General features: G+C 61.5%; 21 protein-coding genes. 7 read left to right on the top strand and 14 right to left on the bottom strand.

The window, feature by feature from the left end:
- Positions 1-187 precede the first annotated feature (187 nt).
- The 6 genes from ACZ9EJ_RS08855 to ACZ9EJ_RS08830 all read right to left on the bottom strand — a co-directional run bounded on the left by ACZ9EJ_RS08855 (position 188) and on the right by ACZ9EJ_RS08830 (position 4,411).
- Positions 188-763: a hypothetical protein gene (locus tag ACZ9EJ_RS08855; RefSeq protein WP_251091181.1), complete on the bottom strand. Its 576-nt coding sequence runs from the start codon at positions 761-763 to the stop codon at positions 188-190.
- A gap of 93 nt (positions 764-856) precedes the next feature.
- Complete coding sequence (locus tag ACZ9EJ_RS08850) at positions 857-1,312, bottom strand: hypothetical protein (RefSeq protein ID WP_476098979.1); 456 nt, start codon at positions 1,310-1,312, stop codon at positions 857-859.
- A gap of 175 nt (positions 1,313-1,487) precedes the next feature.
- A complete protein-coding gene (locus ACZ9EJ_RS08845; RefSeq protein ID WP_046630478.1) occupies positions 1,488-1,751 on the bottom strand; it encodes an usg protein in 264 nt (87 codons plus the stop codon).
- Between the two features lie 150 nt (positions 1,752-1,901).
- Positions 1,902-2,732 (bottom strand): ABC transporter permease, encoded by an 831-nt coding sequence (locus ACZ9EJ_RS08840; protein WP_046630476.1) that lies wholly within the window; start codon positions 2,730-2,732, stop codon positions 1,902-1,904.
- The gene (locus ACZ9EJ_RS08835; protein ID WP_046642665.1) at positions 2,729-3,511 is read right to left on the bottom strand and encodes an ABC transporter permease; all 783 of its coding nucleotides are present in this window, start codon (positions 3,509-3,511) and stop codon (positions 2,729-2,731) included. The genes ACZ9EJ_RS08840 and ACZ9EJ_RS08835 overlap by 4 nt, the downstream gene beginning before the upstream one ends.
- Positions 3,512-3,631: 120 nt before the next feature.
- Entirely contained in the window at positions 3,632-4,411 is a 780-nt protein-coding gene (locus ACZ9EJ_RS08830; protein ID WP_046630472.1) for an ABC transporter substrate-binding protein, read from the bottom strand.
- Positions 4,412-4,720: 309 nt separating this feature from the next.
- Between ACZ9EJ_RS08830 and ACZ9EJ_RS08825 the strand changes: the two genes are divergently transcribed.
- The 3 genes from ACZ9EJ_RS08825 (at position 4,721) to ACZ9EJ_RS08815 (ending at position 7,858) form a co-directional block, all read left to right on the top strand.
- Entirely contained in the window at positions 4,721-7,072 is a 2,352-nt protein-coding gene (locus ACZ9EJ_RS08825; protein WP_251089703.1) for an OmpA family protein, read from the top strand.
- A gap of 107 nt (positions 7,073-7,179) precedes the next feature.
- On the top strand, positions 7,180-7,410 hold the full coding sequence (locus ACZ9EJ_RS08820) for a DUF4160 domain-containing protein (RefSeq protein ID WP_080955850.1): 231 nt from the start codon (positions 7,180-7,182) through the stop codon (positions 7,408-7,410).
- The gene (locus ACZ9EJ_RS08815) at positions 7,400-7,858 is read left to right on the top strand and encodes a DUF2442 domain-containing protein (protein WP_251089704.1); all 459 of its coding nucleotides are present in this window, start codon (positions 7,400-7,402) and stop codon (positions 7,856-7,858) included. The genes ACZ9EJ_RS08820 and ACZ9EJ_RS08815 overlap by 11 nt, the downstream gene beginning before the upstream one ends.
- Here the strand turns inward: ACZ9EJ_RS08815 and mobB are convergent.
- From mobB to ACZ9EJ_RS08795, 4 genes are read right to left on the bottom strand one after another with little or no spacing between them, the layout of a single operon-like run.
- Positions 7,855-8,367 (bottom strand): molybdopterin-guanine dinucleotide biosynthesis protein B, encoded by a 513-nt coding sequence (gene mobB, locus ACZ9EJ_RS08810; RefSeq protein WP_046642208.1) that lies wholly within the window; start codon positions 8,365-8,367, stop codon positions 7,855-7,857. The two genes, ACZ9EJ_RS08815 and mobB, sit on opposite strands and share 4 nt — an antisense overlap.
- A complete protein-coding gene (mobA, locus tag ACZ9EJ_RS08805; protein ID WP_046642207.1) occupies positions 8,364-9,002 on the bottom strand; it encodes a molybdenum cofactor guanylyltransferase MobA in 639 nt (212 codons plus the stop codon). The genes mobB and mobA overlap by 4 nt, the downstream gene beginning before the upstream one ends.
- Positions 9,002-10,228 (bottom strand): multidrug effflux MFS transporter, encoded by a 1,227-nt coding sequence (locus ACZ9EJ_RS08800; protein WP_046642214.1) that lies wholly within the window; start codon positions 10,226-10,228, stop codon positions 9,002-9,004. The genes mobA and ACZ9EJ_RS08800 overlap by 1 nt, the downstream gene beginning before the upstream one ends.
- Positions 10,229-10,280: 52 nt before the next feature.
- Positions 10,281-11,186 carry a DMT family transporter gene (locus ACZ9EJ_RS08795; protein ID WP_046642206.1) on the bottom strand — a complete coding sequence of 302 codons (906 nt, stop codon included), beginning with the start codon at positions 11,184-11,186 and terminating at the stop codon, positions 10,281-10,283.
- A 248-nt stretch (positions 11,187-11,434) separates the two neighbouring features.
- Here ACZ9EJ_RS08795 and ACZ9EJ_RS08790 point away from each other — a divergent pair, with 248 nt between their 5' ends.
- Positions 11,435-13,996: a methyl-accepting chemotaxis protein gene (locus ACZ9EJ_RS08790; protein ID WP_046642205.1), complete on the top strand. Its 2,562-nt coding sequence runs from the start codon at positions 11,435-11,437 to the stop codon at positions 13,994-13,996.
- A gap of 142 nt (positions 13,997-14,138) precedes the next feature.
- Here the strand turns inward: ACZ9EJ_RS08790 and ACZ9EJ_RS08785 are convergent, their stop codons facing one another.
- The 3 genes from ACZ9EJ_RS08785 to moaA all read right to left on the bottom strand — a co-directional run bounded on the left by ACZ9EJ_RS08785 (position 14,139) and on the right by moaA (position 15,748).
- On the bottom strand, positions 14,139-14,432 hold the full coding sequence (locus ACZ9EJ_RS08785) for a type II toxin-antitoxin system RelE/ParE family toxin (RefSeq protein ID WP_046642204.1): 294 nt from the start codon (positions 14,430-14,432) through the stop codon (positions 14,139-14,141).
- The gene (locus ACZ9EJ_RS08780) at positions 14,420-14,692 is read right to left on the bottom strand and encodes a CopG family ribbon-helix-helix protein (protein WP_046642213.1); all 273 of its coding nucleotides are present in this window, start codon (positions 14,690-14,692) and stop codon (positions 14,420-14,422) included. Before ACZ9EJ_RS08780 ends, ACZ9EJ_RS08785 begins: the two co-directional genes overlap by 13 nt.
- Positions 14,693-14,758: 66 nt before the next feature.
- Complete coding sequence (gene moaA / locus ACZ9EJ_RS08775; RefSeq protein WP_370649717.1) at positions 14,759-15,748, bottom strand: GTP 3',8-cyclase MoaA; 990 nt, start codon at positions 15,746-15,748, stop codon at positions 14,759-14,761.
- A gap of 220 nt (positions 15,749-15,968) precedes the next feature.
- Here moaA and ACZ9EJ_RS08770 point away from each other — a divergent pair, with 220 nt between their 5' ends.
- Positions 15,969-16,343 (top strand): gamma-butyrobetaine hydroxylase family protein, encoded by a 375-nt coding sequence (locus ACZ9EJ_RS08770; RefSeq protein ID WP_046636147.1) that lies wholly within the window; start codon positions 15,969-15,971, stop codon positions 16,341-16,343.
- Positions 16,344-16,357: 14 nt separating this feature from the next.
- On the opposite strand, the gene ACZ9EJ_RS08765 is transcribed toward ACZ9EJ_RS08770, so the two are convergent.
- On the bottom strand, positions 16,358-16,837 hold the full coding sequence (locus ACZ9EJ_RS08765) for a MarR family winged helix-turn-helix transcriptional regulator (RefSeq protein WP_046636145.1): 480 nt from the start codon (positions 16,835-16,837) through the stop codon (positions 16,358-16,360).
- A 47-nt stretch (positions 16,838-16,884) separates the two neighbouring features.
- On the opposite strand from ACZ9EJ_RS08765, the gene ACZ9EJ_RS08760 reads away from it, so the two are divergent.
- Both ACZ9EJ_RS08760 and ACZ9EJ_RS08755 read left to right on the top strand, forming a co-directional pair.
- A complete protein-coding gene (locus ACZ9EJ_RS08760; protein WP_046642202.1) occupies positions 16,885-17,826 on the top strand; it encodes an alpha/beta fold hydrolase in 942 nt (313 codons plus the stop codon).
- Positions 17,827-17,894: 68 nt separating this feature from the next.
- On the top strand, positions 17,895-18,503 hold the full coding sequence (locus ACZ9EJ_RS08755) for a pyridoxamine 5'-phosphate oxidase family protein (protein WP_046642201.1): 609 nt from the start codon (positions 17,895-17,897) through the stop codon (positions 18,501-18,503).
- The last annotated feature ends 117 nt before the right edge of the window (positions 18,504-18,620 follow it).

Here is an 18,620-nt window from a genome sequence, read left to right as displayed (position 1 = left end):
GGAAAATCAAAGGGAATATGAATTCCACGCCGTGATATGCACAAGCTCTCTTGAAGGCGTCCCAGTTAAAACTACTTAACCGCATAAGCCCCACCCAAGAACCTCGCCCCGCCGCTTTCATCAGCCGATCCGTCGCCTGAATATTGGCTCCCGTCTGGTTGCTGGTCTTCTGAGGAGCTGCTCATGGCTATCCCTTATTCAAACGATGAAATAATGCTGCGGTCGAAAAGGCACACGCTTGAACCCAAAAAATTGACATTCCCAAGAAAAATGGAAAAAAGTATACTGTAAAGAAGCGAGACGTGCGAACATATTTTTCTTCAGAAATCCCAACGTGATGGAAGAGCAATATGTACGTAGAGAATAAAGCGATAAAATAAAATATCCCTGTCCCAATTATCATTACGTTATTATGTCCACCGGAAATATTTGCTGTTTTTCGTTTAGAATAAGCAACAATAGAAGAAAAGAATAAGAAAATACTCCACAAAAAGTAATTTATCAATCCGGCAACATAATAGAACCCGGAAAAATTGTCGTATTTGTTCAAATCTTCAAATCGATATTGAAATGATTTACTTAAGCTCAAGGTTGAAGATAGCAATCTGTCAAAAGATCCAATAGAGAAAAAATATCCAAGCAGATATGTTGCAGATGCGACGATTATTATCGATGATATTATTGTAATATTCATGTAGCTCTGAAGTTGAGGATGGTCTTTTATGTGAAAAGGAAATATTTTTTCATCAATAAGTTTTGGCATTTTAACCTCTGGAAAGTCGCCACATATCCAATTCGAGCACAACAGAAGATAATAATTTGCAAACCCTTCACGTTGGCAAATCAGACATCTACGCTATTCCTTTGTTCGAAATCCGTTCCAAATCCAGTCAATAAGCAAATTAAAAGTCTTGTAGGCATTTGGAATTCTACCGGAGTTGGAGACTTTAACTGAGTAATCAAGGATTTTCGAAAAAAAATAACAAGCTAGCATGAATAAAAAGTATTTTCTAGTTTGGCTTGAGTAATACATGAGGAAAAACGAGATTGAAATTAGAAGAGTGCGGCCAAATACTTTCATAAAATTTACTCTGACTCCTAATTTAACCATCATTTCATTGCGCAATTTAAAGCTGCGCGGCGGGCACGACACGGCCCGCTTGAAATGCTCGTTCACCGTCCAGTCAGAAAACGGCTGGTCGCGAAACGCCGTGGTCGCATGATGCTGCTTCAGGATGTCCCGCACGGCCTCGGCATCGCGCTGTTCCAGCAGTCGCACCCTCAGCCCCCACCGCGCAGCATTACCAGCCACTCTCATCATTAGCAGCCGTTAAGCATAGATGCAGTTTTCACGTCAAACGTGTGAAGTCAATCGGGCCAAAGCGGCAACCAAGGGAATGATTTCCCGCATAAGGCATTTATCATCGGCACTTCGCAGCAGCCGGATATGGCCCGATTAAAATCGACGCGCTCTAGGCCGCTATTCTCTAGTGCAGGATGAACTCGCCCTTCACCGCCCGCCATTCGCTGGCCGAGATCAGCTTGCGATGGACATAGCGGACGGAATGGAGCGGGCCGTCGAGCTTCTCCTGCCAAAATTTCAGAAAACCGTTCATCTCCGGAAAATCCGGGGCCAGGTCGTAGTTCTGCCAGACATAGCTTTGCAGCAGGGCCGGATGGTCCGGCATGCGGTAGAAGATCTGGGCGGTCGTCAGCCCGTAGCCTTTCAGCATCATTTCCATTTCAGACATGCAGCAGTTCCCGTTTGTTGTTTCGAACTGACGTCGTTGCGTCATACGATAGGGGAGCATGCCACGGTTAACCGAAGCTTTGCAATTGCACCTTAAGAACACATTCGTGATATTTTTCAGTATGTTAGCAGCTCTGATCTGCGAGTGCTGCTAACGCTTCAGATGGCGCGTCAGGCGCGCCTCGATGAAGGCCCAGAGGTGCCGCAGCGCTTCGACGATGGCGAGATAGAAGATCGCCGCCCATAGATAACTCTGGTAGTCGAACGTGCGGGAGAAGGCGTAACGCGTCTCGCCCATCAGGTCGTAGACGGTGACGATCGCGACGACGGCCGATCCCTTGATCAGAAGCACGATCTCGTTGCCGTAAGGGCGCAGCGCGACGATCAGCGCCTGGGGCAGGATGACCTTGCGGAAGGCGTTGCGTTTCGAGAGGCCGAGTGCTGCGGCGCCTTCGTGCTGGCCGCGCGGCACGCTTTCGATCGCGCCGCGCAGAATCTCCGCCTGATAGGCGGCGGTGTTGAGCGTCAGAGAGAAAAGGCCGCAATACCAGGCCTCGCGAAAAAACCACCAGAGGCCGACGGATTCGAGCTGCGGGCGGAAACTGCCGAGCCCGTAATAGATCAGGAAGAGCTGGGCGAGCAGCGGCGTGCTGCGAAACACGTAGACATAGGCGTAGGCGATGCTGTTCAGCACCTTGTTCTTCGCCATGCGGGCAAAGGCGATCGGTGCCGAGAGGATGGCGCCGAGGATGACGGAAAGGCCGACCAGCGAGATGGTGGTCCAGAGGCCGTGGAGATAGCGCGGGCCATAACGCTGGAATTTGTCCTGATCCCAGCCGTTGATCATCATGAAGGCGAGCGCGATCGCAAGGGCTGCCCAAAGCAAGAGAACGGCGATGCCGGCAACACGCGCCGGCGCCAGCGACCTGACGGCCAGGGCCGGCGGCGCGCGCGGTGGAATCAGCTCCTTGACGTAACTCATCGATGCCCCTCCGAACGTTTCGCCCAGCGCTCGACAAAGCCGAGGCCGACGGAGGAGATCATCGCGAGGATCAAATAGAGCAGGCAGGCGATGCCGTAGAAGAAGAAGGCTTCCTTGCTGACGCGCGCGGCAATGCCGGTCTGGCGCAGGATGTCGGCAAGCCCTATGACCGAGACGTAGGACGTGTCCTTGAGCAGGATCAGCCAGAGATTTGTGAGGCCGGGCAGTGCGATGCGGATGAGCTGCGGAAGGACGACGAGAAGCATGGTGCGCGAGCGGTGGAGACCGAGCGCATCGCCCGCCTCATACTGGCCGCGCGGGATCGCCCGGAAGGCCGACAGCAGGACCTCGGAGGAATAGGACGAGAAGACGACGGCGAGCGCCGCCATGCCGGCGAAAAAGGCGTTGATCTCGACACGCCCCTCGTACCCGAAAGATGCGAGCACCGCCTGGATGAGGATCTGCATGCCATAATAGACGATGAACAGGGTGAGCAGTTCCGGCAGGCCACGGAAGATCGTCGTGTAGATGCCGGCGGCGAGCCTCAGCAGCTTGTCCTCGGATTGCGCCGCAAGCGCAATCAGGAAGCCGATGACCAGCCCGACGGGCAGGGTGGCGATGGCGAGCGTGATCGTCACCTTGACGCCAAAGGCGATCTCGTCGCCCCAGCCGGCCTCGCCGCAGGCGACAAGGCTACCGGAACCGAACAGTGAAAAAAGCCCGACAGGCCCGCAAAGCGGATCAAGCGCCGAAAAGAGGGCGGAAAAGAATCCGCTCATAAGGTCGTTTTCCCCTGCGGCCTTTTTGTGTGCCGCTTTTGTCTTGTGTTGACGCCATTAAAAAGAAAAACGGCGGAAGGGCAAGCCTCCCGCCGCGCGGTAACCGGGTTCTCCGGTCGATTACTGGCCGTAGGCGTCGAAATCGAAATACTTGTCGTTGATGGCCTTGTATTTGCCGTTGCCGCGGATCGCGACGATGGCGGCCGAGAACTTGTCGGCCAGTGCGGTTTCGCCCTTGCGGACAGCAATGCCCGCGCCTTCGCCGTTGATCTCGACGTCGATCGGCAGGGGGCTGAGGATCTTGCAGCACTTGCCGGCATCCGACTTGATCCACTGCGACAGCACGACGATATCGTCGATGACGGCGTCGATGCGGCCGTTGGTGATGTCGAGCTTGTATTCGTCAGCCGTGGGATACAGCTTCAGCTCCGAGTCGGGCATATGCTTTTCGGCATAGTTCGAATGGGTGGTGGAGCCCTGCGCGCCGATCGTCTTGCCCTTGAGGCCGGCGGCGGTCGCGTCCTTGATCGGCGAATCCTTCGGGACGGCGATGGCCGGCGGCGTGTTGTAGTACTTCTTCGAGAAGGTGACCTGCTCCTTCCGCTCGGGGGTGATCGACATGGAAGCAATGATCGCATCGAATTTCTTCGACTGCAGCGCCGGAATGATGCCGTCCCAGTCATTGGTGACGAAGGTGCAGGTGACCTTCATCTCGTCGCAGAGCGCCTTGGCGATATCGACGTCGAAACCGGTGAGCTGGCCATTGGCTTCCAGGTTGTTGAAGGGCGGGTAGGCGCCTTCGGTGCCGATCACGAGTTTCTCCTGCGCCATCGCCGAACCGGCGAAAAGCGACAGGGCGGCGATCGAGGCGGCAGCAAGGAATCGGGTGGAGATGTTCATTTTGATCCTCTCTGTTGGCAACCTGCGGTGTTGGTCTTTTTCGGCCGCAGGGAGACGGGCCGCGCGTACAGGCGGGCTCCGAGTGGATTTTTAGATACCTGCTCGGGAAAAATTGCAACGGCATTTTACGTGCACGTCTGGTTGCCGCCGACTGATGAACAACACATTCATACGAGGTTCAGGCCATCCGCAACAGGCTGCGACGGAACCATTTTGGTGCAATTCAGTTGAGGCGCCGCGTAAGTCCGCCGAAAAACGGCAATAGAGGACGCGCGTGAAAGGGATGACACCCTAGAAGAGGAAATGTCCATGTCGAAAAAATTCAGACTGTTCGCCAGTGTCGCAGCACCTTTCGTGTCGCTGCCGCTGATGCTTCAGCCGGCCGGTGCCACCCCTATGAGACCTGCTATGGAAGCCGGCCAGATGCCGGGCGTCATCCAGGTCCAGCAACAGATCATCGTGCCGCCAGGCGCTCCGGGCGCCCAGGAAGGCGAAGGACAGCCGCGCCCGCGCCGCAAGCCGCCGGAAGAGCAACAGCAGGCTCCGGCCGAACGGCCGCAGGCACCGCCCCAGGCCCAGCAGCAGGAACAGCCGCAACGCCAGCGCAAGGCCGAGCCGGAAGCCGCCCCGCGTGAGGCCGCTCCGCGCGAAGCAGCACCGCGCCAGGCTCCGCAGGCCGAGCGTCCGGCAGCCGAGGCGCCGGCGCAGGAGCGTCCGCGCCGTCAGCAGCAGGAGACCGGCCAGGGTCAGGGTCAGGGCGGAAACGACGCCCAGCCGCGCCGCCAGCGCGAGCAGGCGACACCCCAGACCGAGCCGCCGGCCGCAAGGGAAGCCCAGCAGCCGAAGGCGGCGCCCGCTGAAAAGCAGGCCGAAACGCCGAAGCCCGAACGGCCGGCAACCAATCGCGCCGCAACCCCGGAAGCAGCACCTGAGGCACCCGTGCGCCGCGACGCCCAGCAGCCGAAGGCAGCGCCGACCGAGAAGCAGGCCGAAACCCCCAAGCCGCAGCCGCCTGCCACCAATCGCGCCGCGACGCCGGAAGCGACACCTGAAAAGCCGGCCAGCGGCAATGCCCAGGATCGCAACGCCGCTCCGACCCAGAAACAGGCCGACACGCCGAAGCCTCCGCAGGCCCCCGCGACCGATCGCGCTGCCACGCCGGGAACCGCACCTGAAAATCCGGCTCGCGGCAACGCAACCGGCCAGGCACCTGGACAAGTTCCTGGCCAGGTTCCGGGCACTGGAACCGCGCAGGACAGGCGCAACCAGCAGCCGCCGGTAAATGGCCAGGCCGCGCCGGTTCAGCCGCCTGCCGCCGAAACGCCTCTCCGGCAGTCGACGGAAGGACAGCCGGCAGTGGCGCCTTCGGGCCAGCAGGCGACCGGAGCCCAGCCGGCCACCCAGCCAAGCGCACCCCAGATGGCGACCACGCCTCAGCAGGTCGAACGTGCCAAGGAGCTTGCGAAGGATCCGGCCGCCGCCAAGATCGGCGAGCAGGTCGTACTGCCCGTTCAGAACGGGGCAGCCGTGCTCGACAGCGCCAAGGAAGCGCCTTCTGCACGTCCGCTGCGGGATGGAGAGCGTCCGCGCCGTCAAGCTCCGCAGCAGGCCGACCAGCAGCAGCTTGCACCGCCGAAATCCGATGCGGAGGCTCAGGGCAGCACACGTGCCACCCGCGAACAGCAGCAGGAGTTTCGTCAGCTGTCCGAAGAGCGCGGCCAGCGCCTCGACCAGCGTCCGCAGTTCGAACGGCCTCGCGGCTGGGATTTCCGCGACGCAGCCGGCCGTGACCGTAACGGCGGTCGCGACCGGGATGGTGGACGCGTGATCATCTCGATCGACAACCAATCCGTCGTTCGTCATGACGACAGCCGTCGGTTCTACAACGATCGCGATCGGGCGCCGCAATACGAGCAGCTCCGGGACGGCCGGGTGCGTGAGATCATCGTGCGCGACGACGGCACGCGGATCGTCACCGTCCGCAACAGCTATGGCGAGATCGTCCAGCGCTCGCGTATCGTCAGGGGCGGTGAGGAATACGTTCTCTATTATTCGCCGGAGCTGATGGATAATCGTCGCGGCCGCGACTACGTCTGGCGCGATCCGGGCGACGACCTGCCGCCGATGCGGCTGGGCGTGCCGCTTAACGACTACATCATCGACACTTCGACCGACCCGGACCGGGATTACTACGAGTTCCTGGAACAGCCGCCGGTCGAGCGGGTCGAGCGGGTCTATTCGCTGGACGAAGTGCGCTACTCCGCCCGTATCCGGGACAAGGTGCCGCGTATCGACCTGGATACGGTCACCTTCGCAACCGGCAGTGCCGAAATCCCGATGAACCAGGCGAGTTCGCTGCGCAAGGTGGCCGACGCGATCAGCAAGGTTCTGAAGCGAGATCCTGCCGAAACCTTCTTGATCGAAGGTCATACGGATGCCGTCGGTGCCGACGATGCCAATCTCGTTCTCTCCGACGAACGCGCCGAAAGCGTTGCCCGGGTGCTGACGGACGCATTCGGCATCCCGCCGGAAAACCTGGCGACGCAGGGCTACGGCGAACGTTACCTCAAGGTCCGCACCGACGGGCCCGAACAGGAAAACCGCCGCGTGACCGTGCGCCGCATCACGCCGCTGGTCAAACCGGTCGCTTCGAACCAGTAAGCGGTTCGGGCACCTCAAACCAAAGCCGCCGGAGCGATCCGGCGGCTTTTTGCGTCTTGAAATAGTGCATTGAATGCACTATTTTGATCGCGGTATGGGGTGGGGTGATGCCGACTATCGTAAAACTCGGAAATCTGAAGATCCAGATTTTTGCCGACGATCACCATCCGCCTCATTTTCATATCGTTACGCCGGATCACGAAGTGCTGGTCCGCCTGTCAGACCTGGAAACTCTTGCAGGCTCCATCGATCGGCAAAGCCTGCACCGCGCACTGGCTTGGGTACGGAAAAACAGGAAAGTGTTGAATGAAGCTTGGGAGCGTCTCAATGAAAGATAGGGAGATCGTTACCGTCGGTGGGCCTTTGCCGAGGATAGTGGACGCTGAGCTCCTCGATGGGCGCAAGGTGAGAATAGTCTGGGAAGATGGAGAGACGAAGGTCGTCGATCTGGCGCCCGCACTGGAGAGCCGCCGCATCTATATTCCGCTTCGTCATGACGACGAACTCTTCCGCCAAATGCGGGTCAGTGAATATCGTAACGCATTGGAATGGCCGGGCGAAGACCTTGAATTCTCGGCCGTATGGCTCGCCGCGCTTCCGTCGATCACATTCGACAACGGTGATTTTCGCAACGCTATGGATGAGCTCGGAATGACATTGGACGGCATGGCGTCGGCCTTGGAGATCTCGCGCCGGCTCGTCGCCGACTATCGTAAGAACAAGCCCATTCCTCGCCATGTCGCGCTTGCGACGCGCTATCTGGTTGAGCACCAGGGCAAGGCCTAACCGCCAAGCCCGGTCACCTGTGCGATGAAATCGGCGATCGCGTTCGTATCGTCGAGGTCGAAGACCGGGATGGTGGCATCCGGGACCGGGTGGTCGGCGGCGATGGCGACGATGTGGGGATCGCTCGGCGCCAGCGGCTCGCGGTTATTCGCCTCGAGCCGGCGGGCTTCGATCTTCGGGACGGGCTCGCGCTTGTAGCCCTCGATCAGCACCAGATCGCAGGGGGCGAGGCGGGAGAGGATTTCCTCGAAGCTCGGCTCCGGCGCGCCACGCAATTCGTGCATGATCGCAAAGCGGGTGCCCGAAACGATCGCCACTTCGTGTGCACCGGCCTGGCGGTGGCGGAAGGAGTCGGCCCCCACCTTGTCTATGTCGAAATCGTGGTGGGCGTGCTTGATCGTCGAGATCGCGTAGCCGCGGCGGGTGAATTCCGCCACCAGCCGCACCGCCAGCCCTGTCTTGCCGGAGTTCTTCCAGCCGGAAATGCCAAAGATGCGGGGAGGGGTCATGAAAGTTCCTCGGCGAAACGACGCGCCTCTTGAAGATCCTCGGGCGTGTTGATGTTGAAGAAGGGATCGAGCAGCCCCTGCGGCGTCTCGACCACCGGGAATTCGACGGTCGCCACGCGGTGACGTTCGAGGAACGCCTTGATCCGCCGGTTGTCGGGGTCGGAGAGCCAGGTTTCCAGATCGCCGGCGAGGGAGACCGGCCAGAGCCCGAAGACCGGATGATCGCGGCCGTCCGACGAGGCGATGACGATCGCGTCCGGATCGTCCGCCTCGGTTTCGAGCCGGCGCACGAGATCGGCGGGCCCAAACGGGCTGTCGGAGGGGACGGTTAGGAGATGGGTTGCCCGAAGGCCGCGGGCCTTTATGTCGCGCAGGCCGGCGAGCACGCCGGCAAGCGGGCCGATTTGGCCGGGAACCGGGTCCGGCAGCAGGCGCAAGCCGAGCGGATTGGGGAAACCTGTCGGCGCGTTAAGGGTAATTTCGGAGGTCTGGGGCAGGAGCCGCCGCACCACATGGCCGAGGATCGTGTCACCGCCGATGGTGAGAAAGGCCTTGTCGGCCCCCATGCGGCTCGATTTGCCGCCGGCAAGGATAAGGCCCGGAGGCCGGGTGGGAGGTTTGGCGGACGTGGTCATTAGTCCCCATCCCTCGTCGGGATCGCGCCTTCGCGGCGGTCGATCTGCCGGACATAGGCGGTCGCAACGAGCGCAAGGATGGTCGAGACGCCCATGACGACGAGAAGCGGCATGGCGCCACTCTCTTCCTTGAGTAACGCCGCGGCAAGGGTCGACAGCGCGGCGCCGCCGCCCACGGTGATCGCGCCGCCGAGGCCGGAAGCGGAGCCGGCGAGATGCGGCCGCACGCTGACGATGCCGGCATTGGAACTCGGCAGCGTGAGGCCATTGCCGACGCCGGTCAACGCCAGGGGCGCGAAGAAGGCGAGCGGCGAGGACGCTTCCGCGACGAGGAAACCGGCGGTGATGAGAACGCCCACAAGGCTGATCAGGCTGCCGGAGATCATCATGGTCATCGTGCCGAATTGGCGGGTATAGCGGCCCGAAACGAAGTTGCCGACCATGTAGCCGGCCGCAATCAGGAAGAACTGCACGCCGAGCATGGTCGGCGACAGATGATAGATCGCCGTGCCGACGAAGGGCGCGCCGCCGAGGAACGAGAAGAACACGCCCGACGAGAAGGTCGAGGTAAACGTGTAGCCCCAGAAGCGTCGCGAGCGGAAAAGATCCGGCCAGCTGCGGAATTGGGCGGTGAAGCTGGCGGCCGGCGCATGGTTGGTTTCGCCCAGATCGGTGAAGACGAGCGTCAGGGTCAGCAGGCCAAGGCCGAGCATCAGCGCGAAATTCGCCTCCCAGCCGAACATGTCGTTGAGCACGCCGCCGATCGTTGGGCTGATCATCGGCACCAGCGACATGCCCATGGTCACATAGGCGATCATCGAGGCGGCGCTCTCCATCGGCACCGTATCGCGGATGATCGCGCGCGGCAGGACGAACCCTGCGACGACCGCGGTCTGCAACAGCCTTCCGATCATGAAGACGGTGACGTTTGCGGCCATCAGGCAGATCACCGTCCCGAGCAGCATGATCAGGATGCTGCCGATCATCACGCGGCGGCGGCCGAAGAGGTCGGAAAGCGGACCGAGCACCAGCTGCAGCAAGGCGGTGCCGGCGATATAACCGGAGACGGCGAGCTGCATGACGGCATAGTCGGTGCCGAAATGGGTCGCCATGGCGGAAAGGGACGGCAGGAAGACATTGAGCGACAGGGCGGCAAGTCCGGCGCAGACGACGAGCGTCAGGATATGGGGCGGGGTTCGTCTATCCAGAAATCGGCTTTGCTGCACGTCGTCTCGTCCTTTCACGCCTGCCTTTCGGCCCTTTCGATCCAATTTTTCCTCAGATCGGCGGGGCGGCGGCCGCCTTGTTGGTGGCAATGCCCTGCCGCTTGCGTTCGCGATAGAAGGTATAAAGGCCGGAACCGATGACGATTGCCGCGCCCACGAGCATATAGGCGTCCGGACGTTCGCCGAAGGCGAAAACACCGATGACCAAGGCCCACAGCAGGCCGGTATAGCGGAAGGGCGCGATGAAGGAGATCTCGCCCGTCCGCATCGACTGGATAATCGCCTGGTAACCTGCGAAGACCAGCACGGACGCGATCGCCAGATGTCCCAGCGCATAGGTGCTGACTGGCTGCCATCCGCCCATCGGCACGATCAGGATTGCTCCGAGAACCGTGTTGGCGAGGGACGTGAAGAGCGTCACCGTCAACGAAGGGATGTCTGCCTGGATGCGCTTGGTGGTGAGATCGCGGCATGCCGTAAAACAGCAGGCGGCGACGGCGAGCAGGGCCGCCGGCGTGAAGCCTTCCGGGCCGGGCCGGATAATGATGAGCACGCCGAGGAAGCCGATGCCGATCGCCGTCCAGCGCCGCCAGCCGACCGGCTCGCTCAGGAAAAGGGCGGCCCCCAACGTCACGGCAAGCGGCAATGCCTGCATGATCGACGAAATGGCGGCAAATTCGATATGGGCAAGCGCGGAGAGGAAGGTCAGGGTGGCACCGAGCTCGAAGAAAGTGCGCAGCAGCACCAGCGGATGCATGACCGCCTTGACCGACAGGCTTACGCCCATGTAACGCGCCACGCAAAAGATCAGCACCGTTGCCATGACGCCGCGCACAGCCATGATCTGGGGGATGCTGAGCTCCGGGGTGACCGACTTTACCAGCGCGTCGTTGCAGGTGAATGCCGCCATGGCGAGCGCCATGAACAGTGCGCCCCGCGAATTTTCAGACCATGCCATCTGCGAGATTCCTCCGGTACCCGGTCTCTTAAAGCAACGGCTTACGCGTCGCCAGCCCGATTGCCTCCCGGGCGGTACTCTTTCGGGTAGAACCGGAACGAAATGTAAGGGTCCCGAATTAACCGTTGTTCAACCGAATTTGACGATTGTGAATCGCATTCGTTCCCGCATGACGCTGGAATCGTGCCGTTGCCGTTTCGCGATGCCGCAGAAGCGAAAGCCGCATCTGGTTTGCAGTTGGGGGAAAAATGTCTTTCATCGATCGTCTTCTTCAGAGTCGCAGGATCGTCACCAAGGTCCTTCTTTTCGTCATCCCGCTGGTGCTCCTGATCGCCGGCGTCGGCCTTGCCGGCTACTATACGGCCAGCATGCTGAACGGCCATATGACGGTGACGCGTGCGACGATCGAAAACATCGGCGACTTCGAAAATCTCCAGGCGGTCCTCCAGGAGTTCAACAGCAAGCCGGACAATTCGTCGCTTGCGGCCCTGAAGGCCGCGATCGACAAGCAGGAAAGCGGCGTCAACGTGCTCAAGGACCTGCTGGTCACCGATGGAGACCGCGAGCGTATCGCCGTCGTCACAGGCCTCGCCCCGAAGATGCGCACCGAGACTGACGCGCTCTGGAAGATCAAGCAGAGGCGCGACGAAAACGCCGCGGCGCTCGACCAAAGCATCGACGACGTTCGCACCGTCGCGACAGGGGTCTCGGATCAGGTCGCCAACGTCCGCAAGCAGTTCGAAGGCAAGGAAAAGTTCGCCAAGGGCATGGTGCTGGAAGCCTATGCCTACAAGGCGATCGCCGAACAGATCGGCGAGCTTCGCAATTCCGTCAAGGAGACCGGCACGGACGACGGCGCGATCAGCACCGCCGACATGTATCTCGGCATTCTCGACAAGACGTTCCAGGAGGTTCAGGCCTTCCTCACCCCGAACGGTATCAAGCAGCTGAAGCCGATCAATGACGCGATCAGCGCACTTGCCGCCACCATCAAGGGCAATCAGGACGTTCCGGAAAAGGCGAAGGCGGTACGTGACACCGTTGCCGGCATGGAGAAACTGCAGGCGAAAATGGAGGCGGAAGTCACCAGCAAGGCCGGCAACGCGGCCAGCCGTTTCGCCAGCATCGAGGGCGAGGTTGCGAGCCTGCGCACGCTCCTCGACCGCAGTGCCGAGTCGCTGCGCCTGATCGACGCCATGCAGCTCTACGTCGAGCGGCTGCGCGCCAACCAGACGGAGGACGCGCGCAAGGTCGTCCTCGATGTCATGGCAAAGCTGAATGCTGCCAGCGCGGAAGTTTCCGAGCTTGCCAGAAACCCGGCCATGCGCGAGTTCTCGACGACGCTTCAGCCGCGCCTGAAATCGATCGCGGAGGATACCGCCAAGCTTCTGTCCATCGCCGCCGACTGGAAAAAGGCACGCGCCGCCGCCGGCGAAACCCTGACGGGCGGCATGGCCGGCCTCAAGAATTTCGTGGCCCAGGCCCAGGAGGTCGGCAAGGAAGACAGCGAACGTTCCGCCCAGCTGTCGCTCATCGCCATGGTGGTCGGCACGCTGCTTGCCATTGCCGGCGGCCTGATGCTGGTGGAAACGCTGCGCGGCCCGCTGCGTCGCGTCACCGAAGTGATGAAGCGGCTCGCCGACGGCGATCTTGAGGTCAAGATCGAGGGCCGCGAACGTGGCGACGAAATCGGCGACATGGTCCGCTCGGTCACCGTCTTCCGCGATGCCGCGGTCGAAAATGTCCGTCTCGAGCAGGATGCCGCCGCGGCCCGCGAGCTCTCGACCGCCGAGTCCGAGCGCCGCGCCTCCGAGCGTGCCCGCATTGCCGGGGAACAGCGCCAGGCGCTGACCGCACTCAACGACATGCTTGGCAAGCTTGCAGAGGGAGACCTTGAACGCAGCATGGACGAAAACCTGCCGGAAGATTTCATCGAGATGGCACGCACCTACAACCAGGCTGTCGAGGCGCTCCGCGCCACGCTCGCCGACGTGCGCTCGACCGCGGAGGAAATCGACGGCGGCACCGGTAATCTCGCCGCTTCGGCGGACGATCTTGCCCGGCGCACGGAACAGCAGGCGGCAGCACTCGAACAGAGCTCGCGCGCACTGCGCCATCTGAGCGAAATCGTCCGCTCGACGGCCGAGAGCGCCAAGCAGACGTCCGTCTCGGTGAACGAGACGGAGGATTTCGCCGTCCGCTCCGGCGAGGTCGTATCCCGCGCGGTCGATGCCATGGGCGAGATCAGCCGTTCTTCCGAAAAGATCGCGACTATCATCGGGGTCATCGACGAGATCGCCTTCCAGACCAACCTGCTGGCGCTGAATGCCGGCGTCGAGGCGGCCCGTGCCGGCGAGGCAGGCCGCGGCTTTGCGGTCGTCGCCCAGGAAGTCCGCGAACTGGCGCAGCGCTGCGCCGGCGCTGCCCGCGAAATCAAGGGCCTCATCTCGGCGAGTTCGACACAGGTGAGCAACGGCGTGCATCTGGTCGAGGAGACCGGTACGGCGCTCACCGAGATCATCACCCACATCACCGATGTCCGCAAACTGGTGTCCCAGATTTCGGCGGCAACCGGCGAGCAGTCGACCGGCATCCACGAAGTCACAAAGGCGGTTCAGGAGGTCGAGCTGATTACCCAGCGCAATGCGGCGATGGTCGAGGAAAACAACGCCGAGATCCACGGCCTGCGCAGGCGGGTGGAAATGCTGTCGGAAAAGATCGAGCGCTTCAAGACGCGCGACCCGAACGTCAACTTCCACGCCGGCGCCAACGAACGCCGGGGCGGCTTCCGCCGCAGCGATGCGGCGTAAGGTTTGGCCTCACATGTTTCGAAAGCCGGGACGCGAGTTCCGGCTTTTTTGTTGGGCGGCGGGAAACGGGTGGTTTGCGATGGCGTTTCGATCTGTAGGATTTTAGGAGGAAGCATCAGGTCAGCACTGGGGTCTGCCCAGTTTAGTAGCCGGCTTCCTTCTGATGCCGAAATGCCAGGACATAAACTGCGTCGTCCTCGATATCGTACCGATAAAGGGCGACGTAGCCAGAGTCGCCGAACGGGATGAGCAACTCGCGCAACTGGCGCTCACCCGGAAAAGGGCGACCGATCTCCGGAGATGTTTCCAACAGGGTGATTTGCCTGTCTATCGCCCTGCTGGCGCGGTGAACGATCTGGATATCAGCATTCTTGAGAAACGCTCGACAGCGTTCGATCCCCACTACCGCGCGGCGGGTAATGATTACTTGTGGCACTCCGGCGACTCCGTTTCAGCGTCGGTGCCCCAGGTGTTCAGCCATTTGCGGAGTTCATCGCCGGTCAGGTGCAGGCCGGTTTCCTTGTAGTCGTCCCACGATGCCAAGGCCTCTTGCCCGAAATGTTCACGTGCCTCTTCGCGCTCCACATATTGCTGGATCGCCTCCCGCATGATGCCGTCCGGCGACTGCTGTCTGGAGGTGGCCAGCTTCTGGACACGGTTTTCCAGATCGTCATCGATTTTGATCGATACTGTCATGAACACTTTCGCGAAAGCCGATTTGCCCGACAAAACTAGCGAACAGGGCCGGGTTTGTCCATCGCCCTAGCCGCCGGTGACGCTCATGTGGCGGGCGACGGCGGGGCGTTTGTGGGTGCGGTCGATGATGAAATCGTGGCCCTTGGGCTTGCGGGTGATCGCTTCGTCGATCGCGGCTGACAGGTAGCCGTCGTTCTCGGATGCCCGCAGCGCGGTGCGCAGGTCGGCCGCGTCGTTCTGGCCGAGGCACATGTAGAGCGTCCCGGTGCAGGTGAGGCGCACGCGGTTGCAGCTCTCGCAGAAATTATGGGTCATCGGCGTGATGAAGCCCAGTCGTCCGCCGGTTTCCTTCACCTCGACATAGCGGGCAGGGCCGCCGGTCTTGTAGGGGATTTCGGTCAGCGTGAACTGCTCTTCGAGATCGGCGCGCAGCTTGGAGAGCGACAGATACTGGTCGGTACGGTCCTCGTCGATCTCGCCCATCGGCATGGTCTCGATCACCGTCATGTCCATGCCGCGGCCATGCGCGAAACGCAGCATGTCGGCGATCTCGAATTCGTTGAAATCCTTCAGCGCCACCGCATTCAGCTTGATCTTCAGCCCGGCCTTCTGGGCGGCGTCGATGCCTTCCATGACCTTGTGGAAATCGCCCCAGCGGGTGATCGCCTTGAATTTTTCGGGGTTCAGCGTGTCGAGCGAGACATTGATGCGGCGCACGCCGCTGTCGTAGAGCTCGTCGGCATATTTGGCGAGCTGGGAACCGTTGGTGGTCAGTGTCAGCTCGTCGAGAGCGCCGGCCTTGACGTGCTGGCCGAGCTCGCGCACCAGGAACATGATGTTCTTGCGCACCAGCGGCTCGCCGCCGGTAAGGCGGATCTTGCGGACACCCTTGGAAATGAAGGCGGAACAGAGCCGGTTGAGCTCCTCCAGCGTCAGCAGGTCCTTTTTCGGCAGGAACGTCATGTTTTCCGCCATGCAATAGGTGCAGCGGAAATCGCAGCGGTCGGTGACCGAGACACGCAGATAGGTGACGGCGCGGCCGAACGGATCGATCATCGGCGCCTGGTCGGCGATGATCGGCGCTGCTCCTCCAACCGGTCCTGCGAAACTGTTCAAGTGATAATCTCCCTTACCCCGAAAGTGGGGGTTTCGAGCCGTCGCGTCAAGTATACGACAGTTGGTCTGGATGAACAGGCCGGCCATAAAACCGCTTGCGGCGAAACGCCGTAGCTCATAATCCTCCGCCAGGCATATGACAATCGGGAGCCTGAAAAGCATGAGCGACATCTGGCCGACGGAACTTAGGGTCTCCAAGGACCGCCACACGCTGAACGTTACCTTCAGCGACGGGGCGGCGTTTCCGTTGCCGGCCGAAACAATGCGCGTGCTGTCGCCTTCGGCGGAAGTGCAGGGCCATGGTCCCGGCCAGAAGGTCACCGTGCCCGGCAAGCGCAATGTCGGCATCGCGGCGATCACGCCGGCCGGCAATTATGCGGTGCGGATCCGTTTCGACGACGGCCACGACAGCGGCATCTTCACCTGGCCTTACCTGCGCGAACTCGGCGAGCGCGGCGCCGAGCTGTTTGCCGATTACGAGCGCGATCTCGCAGAGAAGGGCCTCTCCCGCGACCCGCCGCAGCGAACGCGCTAGGCGTCAAGCGGTGATCAGGCCGGTTCGCGGCTGTCCTCGCGGATTTCCGACTGCAGGGTGACGATCAGCCGCTCCATGGACTCGGCCATCGCCATGCATTGATCCAGCGGCTCGGAGGAGAGCGTCCGCTCGATCAGTGCCGTCTGGATGGCCATCGCCTTTTCCGTCACCGAACGGCCTTCCCGGGTCAGGTAGAGGCGCAGCACGCGCTTGTCCTTCGTGTCGCCGCGCCGCTCGATCAGCCCGCGCTTTTCCATCTGCGGCAGCGCCATGCTCATGTTGGAACGCCCGACCAGCAGTTTGCGGGCGAGCTCCTGCTGGGAGATCCCCTCGAACCGGTAGAGATTGATCAGGATGTCGAGATGCGGCGGCTTGATGTCGAGTTCGGTAAGCTCGCGGGTCAGCACGGTTTGCATCAACTGGCAGGCACGGGCAACGGCAATCCAACTGCGAAAACGCGGATGATCCCAGAGGAGGGATTGATTTTTGTTCATCATTGTACTTTATTGTTCAGCATTGAACATTATTGGGTTTTCTCACTATGCCATCCTTTGCACTCAAGGTCATCCGTTTCGGATTTGCCGCCATGGGGCGGCCTTTCCCCAATGCCGCAGCAGGGCTCGCCTTTAGGCTCTTCTGCCTGACGCCCTCGCGTCGTCCCAAGGGCGTCAAGGCGAGGGCGATGGAGAATGAGGGACGGGAGCGGCTCTCGGCCGCCCAGAAGATCCCGCTCACCGTCGGAAGCTCGACGGTGATGGCCTACCGCTTCAACGGCGACGGCAAGCCTGGACGGCCCCGTTACCTTGTCGTGCACGGCTGGGGCTCCAGTGCCGCCTATATCGCCGCGCTGCCGGCGGGCCTGGCCGAAACCGGCGCCGAGGTCGTGGTGCTCGATTTCCCCGGCCATGGGCTTTCCAGCGGCCGCAGCCTCAACATGCGCCAGGCCGTCGAGGCGATCGTTGCGGCGGAGAGCCGCTTCGGGCATTTCGACGCGGCCATCGGTCATTCCTTCGGCGGTGCGAGCATGATGCTTGCCGCCGGCGGGGTGATGAAGGAGGCCGGCGCGATCTCTCCGTCGAGACTGGTGGTTATCGGAGCCCCGAGCCATATCCATTGGCTGTTCGACGATTTTTCGCGGATGGTCGGCCTGCCGCCGCGCGTCAAGGCGCAGCTGATCCGGCGGGCGGAAAAGGTAGCCGGCGCCTCGCTCGACGACTTCGACACGGTCGCGAGCGCCGCGCGGCTGGGGACGCCGCTGCTGGTCGTGCATGCCGAGGAGGACAAGGAGGTGGCAGCCGGCCACGCCCGCCGTTTCGAGGGGCTTGCCACGGCACGGCTCGAATGGGCGAACGGGCTCGGGCATCGCCGCATCGTCAGCGACCGCGGCGTGATCGAGACCATCGCGGCGTTCCTGACGACCGATGGCCGGCCGCTGCGCGAAACCTCCATCGTCGCCAAGCCCGGTAAAGACGCCGCTGCTTGATCCACAGGAGACGTCATCATAGTGTCGCCCGCGCGGGCTAAGGCCCGCCGATATCGAAGGGGCGAGCCATGACCATCATCACATCCGTCGAGGAACTGAAGGCGATCTATGAGGGCGTCTCGGAAGCGTCGCTCGCCAAGGTGACGAAGACGCTGACCCCGGAATACCGGCAGATGATCGAGGCCTCGCCTTTCGTCGCATTCGCGACCGTCGGACCGGAAGGGCTGGACTGCTCGCCGCGCGGCGATCTCGGCGGGGCGGTGCGTGTTCAGGACGATACGACCCTGCTTCTGCCCGACTGGCGCGGCAACAACCGTATCGATTCGCTGATCAATATCGTGCGCGACCCGCGCGTGGCTTTGATGTTTCTCGTGCCCGGCTCGAACACCACGATGCGCGTCAACGGCCGCGCCGTGATCTCGGTGGAGCCCGCGTTGCTCGAGAGCTTCGAGATGGACGGCCGGCATCCGCGCAGCGTCACGGTCATTACCGTGGACGAGGTCTATTTCCAGTGCGCCCGCGCCCTCATGCGCGCCGAACTCTGGAACCCGGAGCATTTCGTCGATCCGAAGAACCTGCCGACGCCCGGAACGCTGCTGAAGGCAGCCAAGGCCGACTTCGACAAGGAGGCCTACGACCGGGAATGGCCGGAGCGCGCCGCCAGGACCATGTGGTAGACGCCGCGCCGGCGTTCTCTCAGTGAAGAAGACGTCCGTCGTCGGCGTCCTCATGGACATTCCCAGCGGTCGAGGCGACGATCGAATCGATCCGCCATAGGGGACGGGGGATTTTAT

This window comes from Neorhizobium sp. USDA 3394, assembly GCF_056280385.1.
Note: the sequence above shows the minus strand (reverse complement) of the source record. Positions and strands in the feature narration are given on the sequence as shown.

Coding starts and splice junctions, on each gene's coding strand:
- ACZ9EJ_RS08855 (WP_251091181.1), bottom strand. CDS start 763: ATGCCAAAACTTATTGATGAAAAAATATTTCCTTTTCACATAAAAGAC.
- ACZ9EJ_RS08845 (WP_046630478.1), bottom strand. CDS start 1,751: ATGTCTGAAATGGAAATGATGCTGAAAGGCTACGGGCTGACGACCGCC.
- ACZ9EJ_RS08840 (WP_046630476.1), bottom strand. CDS start 2,732: ATGAGTTACGTCAAGGAGCTGATTCCACCGCGCGCGCCGCCGGCCCTG.
- ACZ9EJ_RS08835 (WP_046642665.1), bottom strand. CDS start 3,511: ATGAGCGGATTCTTTTCCGCCCTCTTTTCGGCGCTTGATCCGCTTTGC.
- ACZ9EJ_RS08830 (WP_046630472.1), bottom strand. CDS start 4,411: ATGAACATCTCCACCCGATTCCTTGCTGCCGCCTCGATCGCCGCCCTG.
- ACZ9EJ_RS08825 (WP_251089703.1), top strand. CDS start 4,721: ATGTCGAAAAAATTCAGACTGTTCGCCAGTGTCGCAGCACCTTTCGTG.
- ACZ9EJ_RS08820 (WP_080955850.1), top strand. CDS start 7,180: ATGCCGACTATCGTAAAACTCGGAAATCTGAAGATCCAGATTTTTGCC.
- ACZ9EJ_RS08815 (WP_251089704.1), top strand. CDS start 7,400: ATGAAAGATAGGGAGATCGTTACCGTCGGTGGGCCTTTGCCGAGGATA.
- mobB (WP_046642208.1), bottom strand. CDS start 8,367: ATGACCCCTCCCCGCATCTTTGGCATTTCCGGCTGGAAGAACTCCGGC.
- mobA (WP_046642207.1), bottom strand. CDS start 9,002: ATGACCACGTCCGCCAAACCTCCCACCCGGCCTCCGGGCCTTATCCTT.
- ACZ9EJ_RS08795 (WP_046642206.1), bottom strand. CDS start 11,186: ATGGCATGGTCTGAAAATTCGCGGGGCGCACTGTTCATGGCGCTCGCC.
- ACZ9EJ_RS08790 (WP_046642205.1), top strand. CDS start 11,435: ATGTCTTTCATCGATCGTCTTCTTCAGAGTCGCAGGATCGTCACCAAG.
- ACZ9EJ_RS08780 (WP_046642213.1), bottom strand. CDS start 14,692: ATGACAGTATCGATCAAAATCGATGACGATCTGGAAAACCGTGTCCAG.
- moaA (WP_370649717.1), bottom strand. CDS start 15,748: ATGATCGATCCGTTCGGCCGCGCCGTCACCTATCTGCGTGTCTCGGTC.
- ACZ9EJ_RS08770 (WP_046636147.1), top strand. CDS start 15,969: ATGAGCGACATCTGGCCGACGGAACTTAGGGTCTCCAAGGACCGCCAC.
- ACZ9EJ_RS08765 (WP_046636145.1), bottom strand. CDS start 16,837: ATGAACAAAAATCAATCCCTCCTCTGGGATCATCCGCGTTTTCGCAGT.
- ACZ9EJ_RS08760 (WP_046642202.1), top strand. CDS start 16,885: ATGCCATCCTTTGCACTCAAGGTCATCCGTTTCGGATTTGCCGCCATG.
- ACZ9EJ_RS08755 (WP_046642201.1), top strand. CDS start 17,895: ATGACCATCATCACATCCGTCGAGGAACTGAAGGCGATCTATGAGGGC.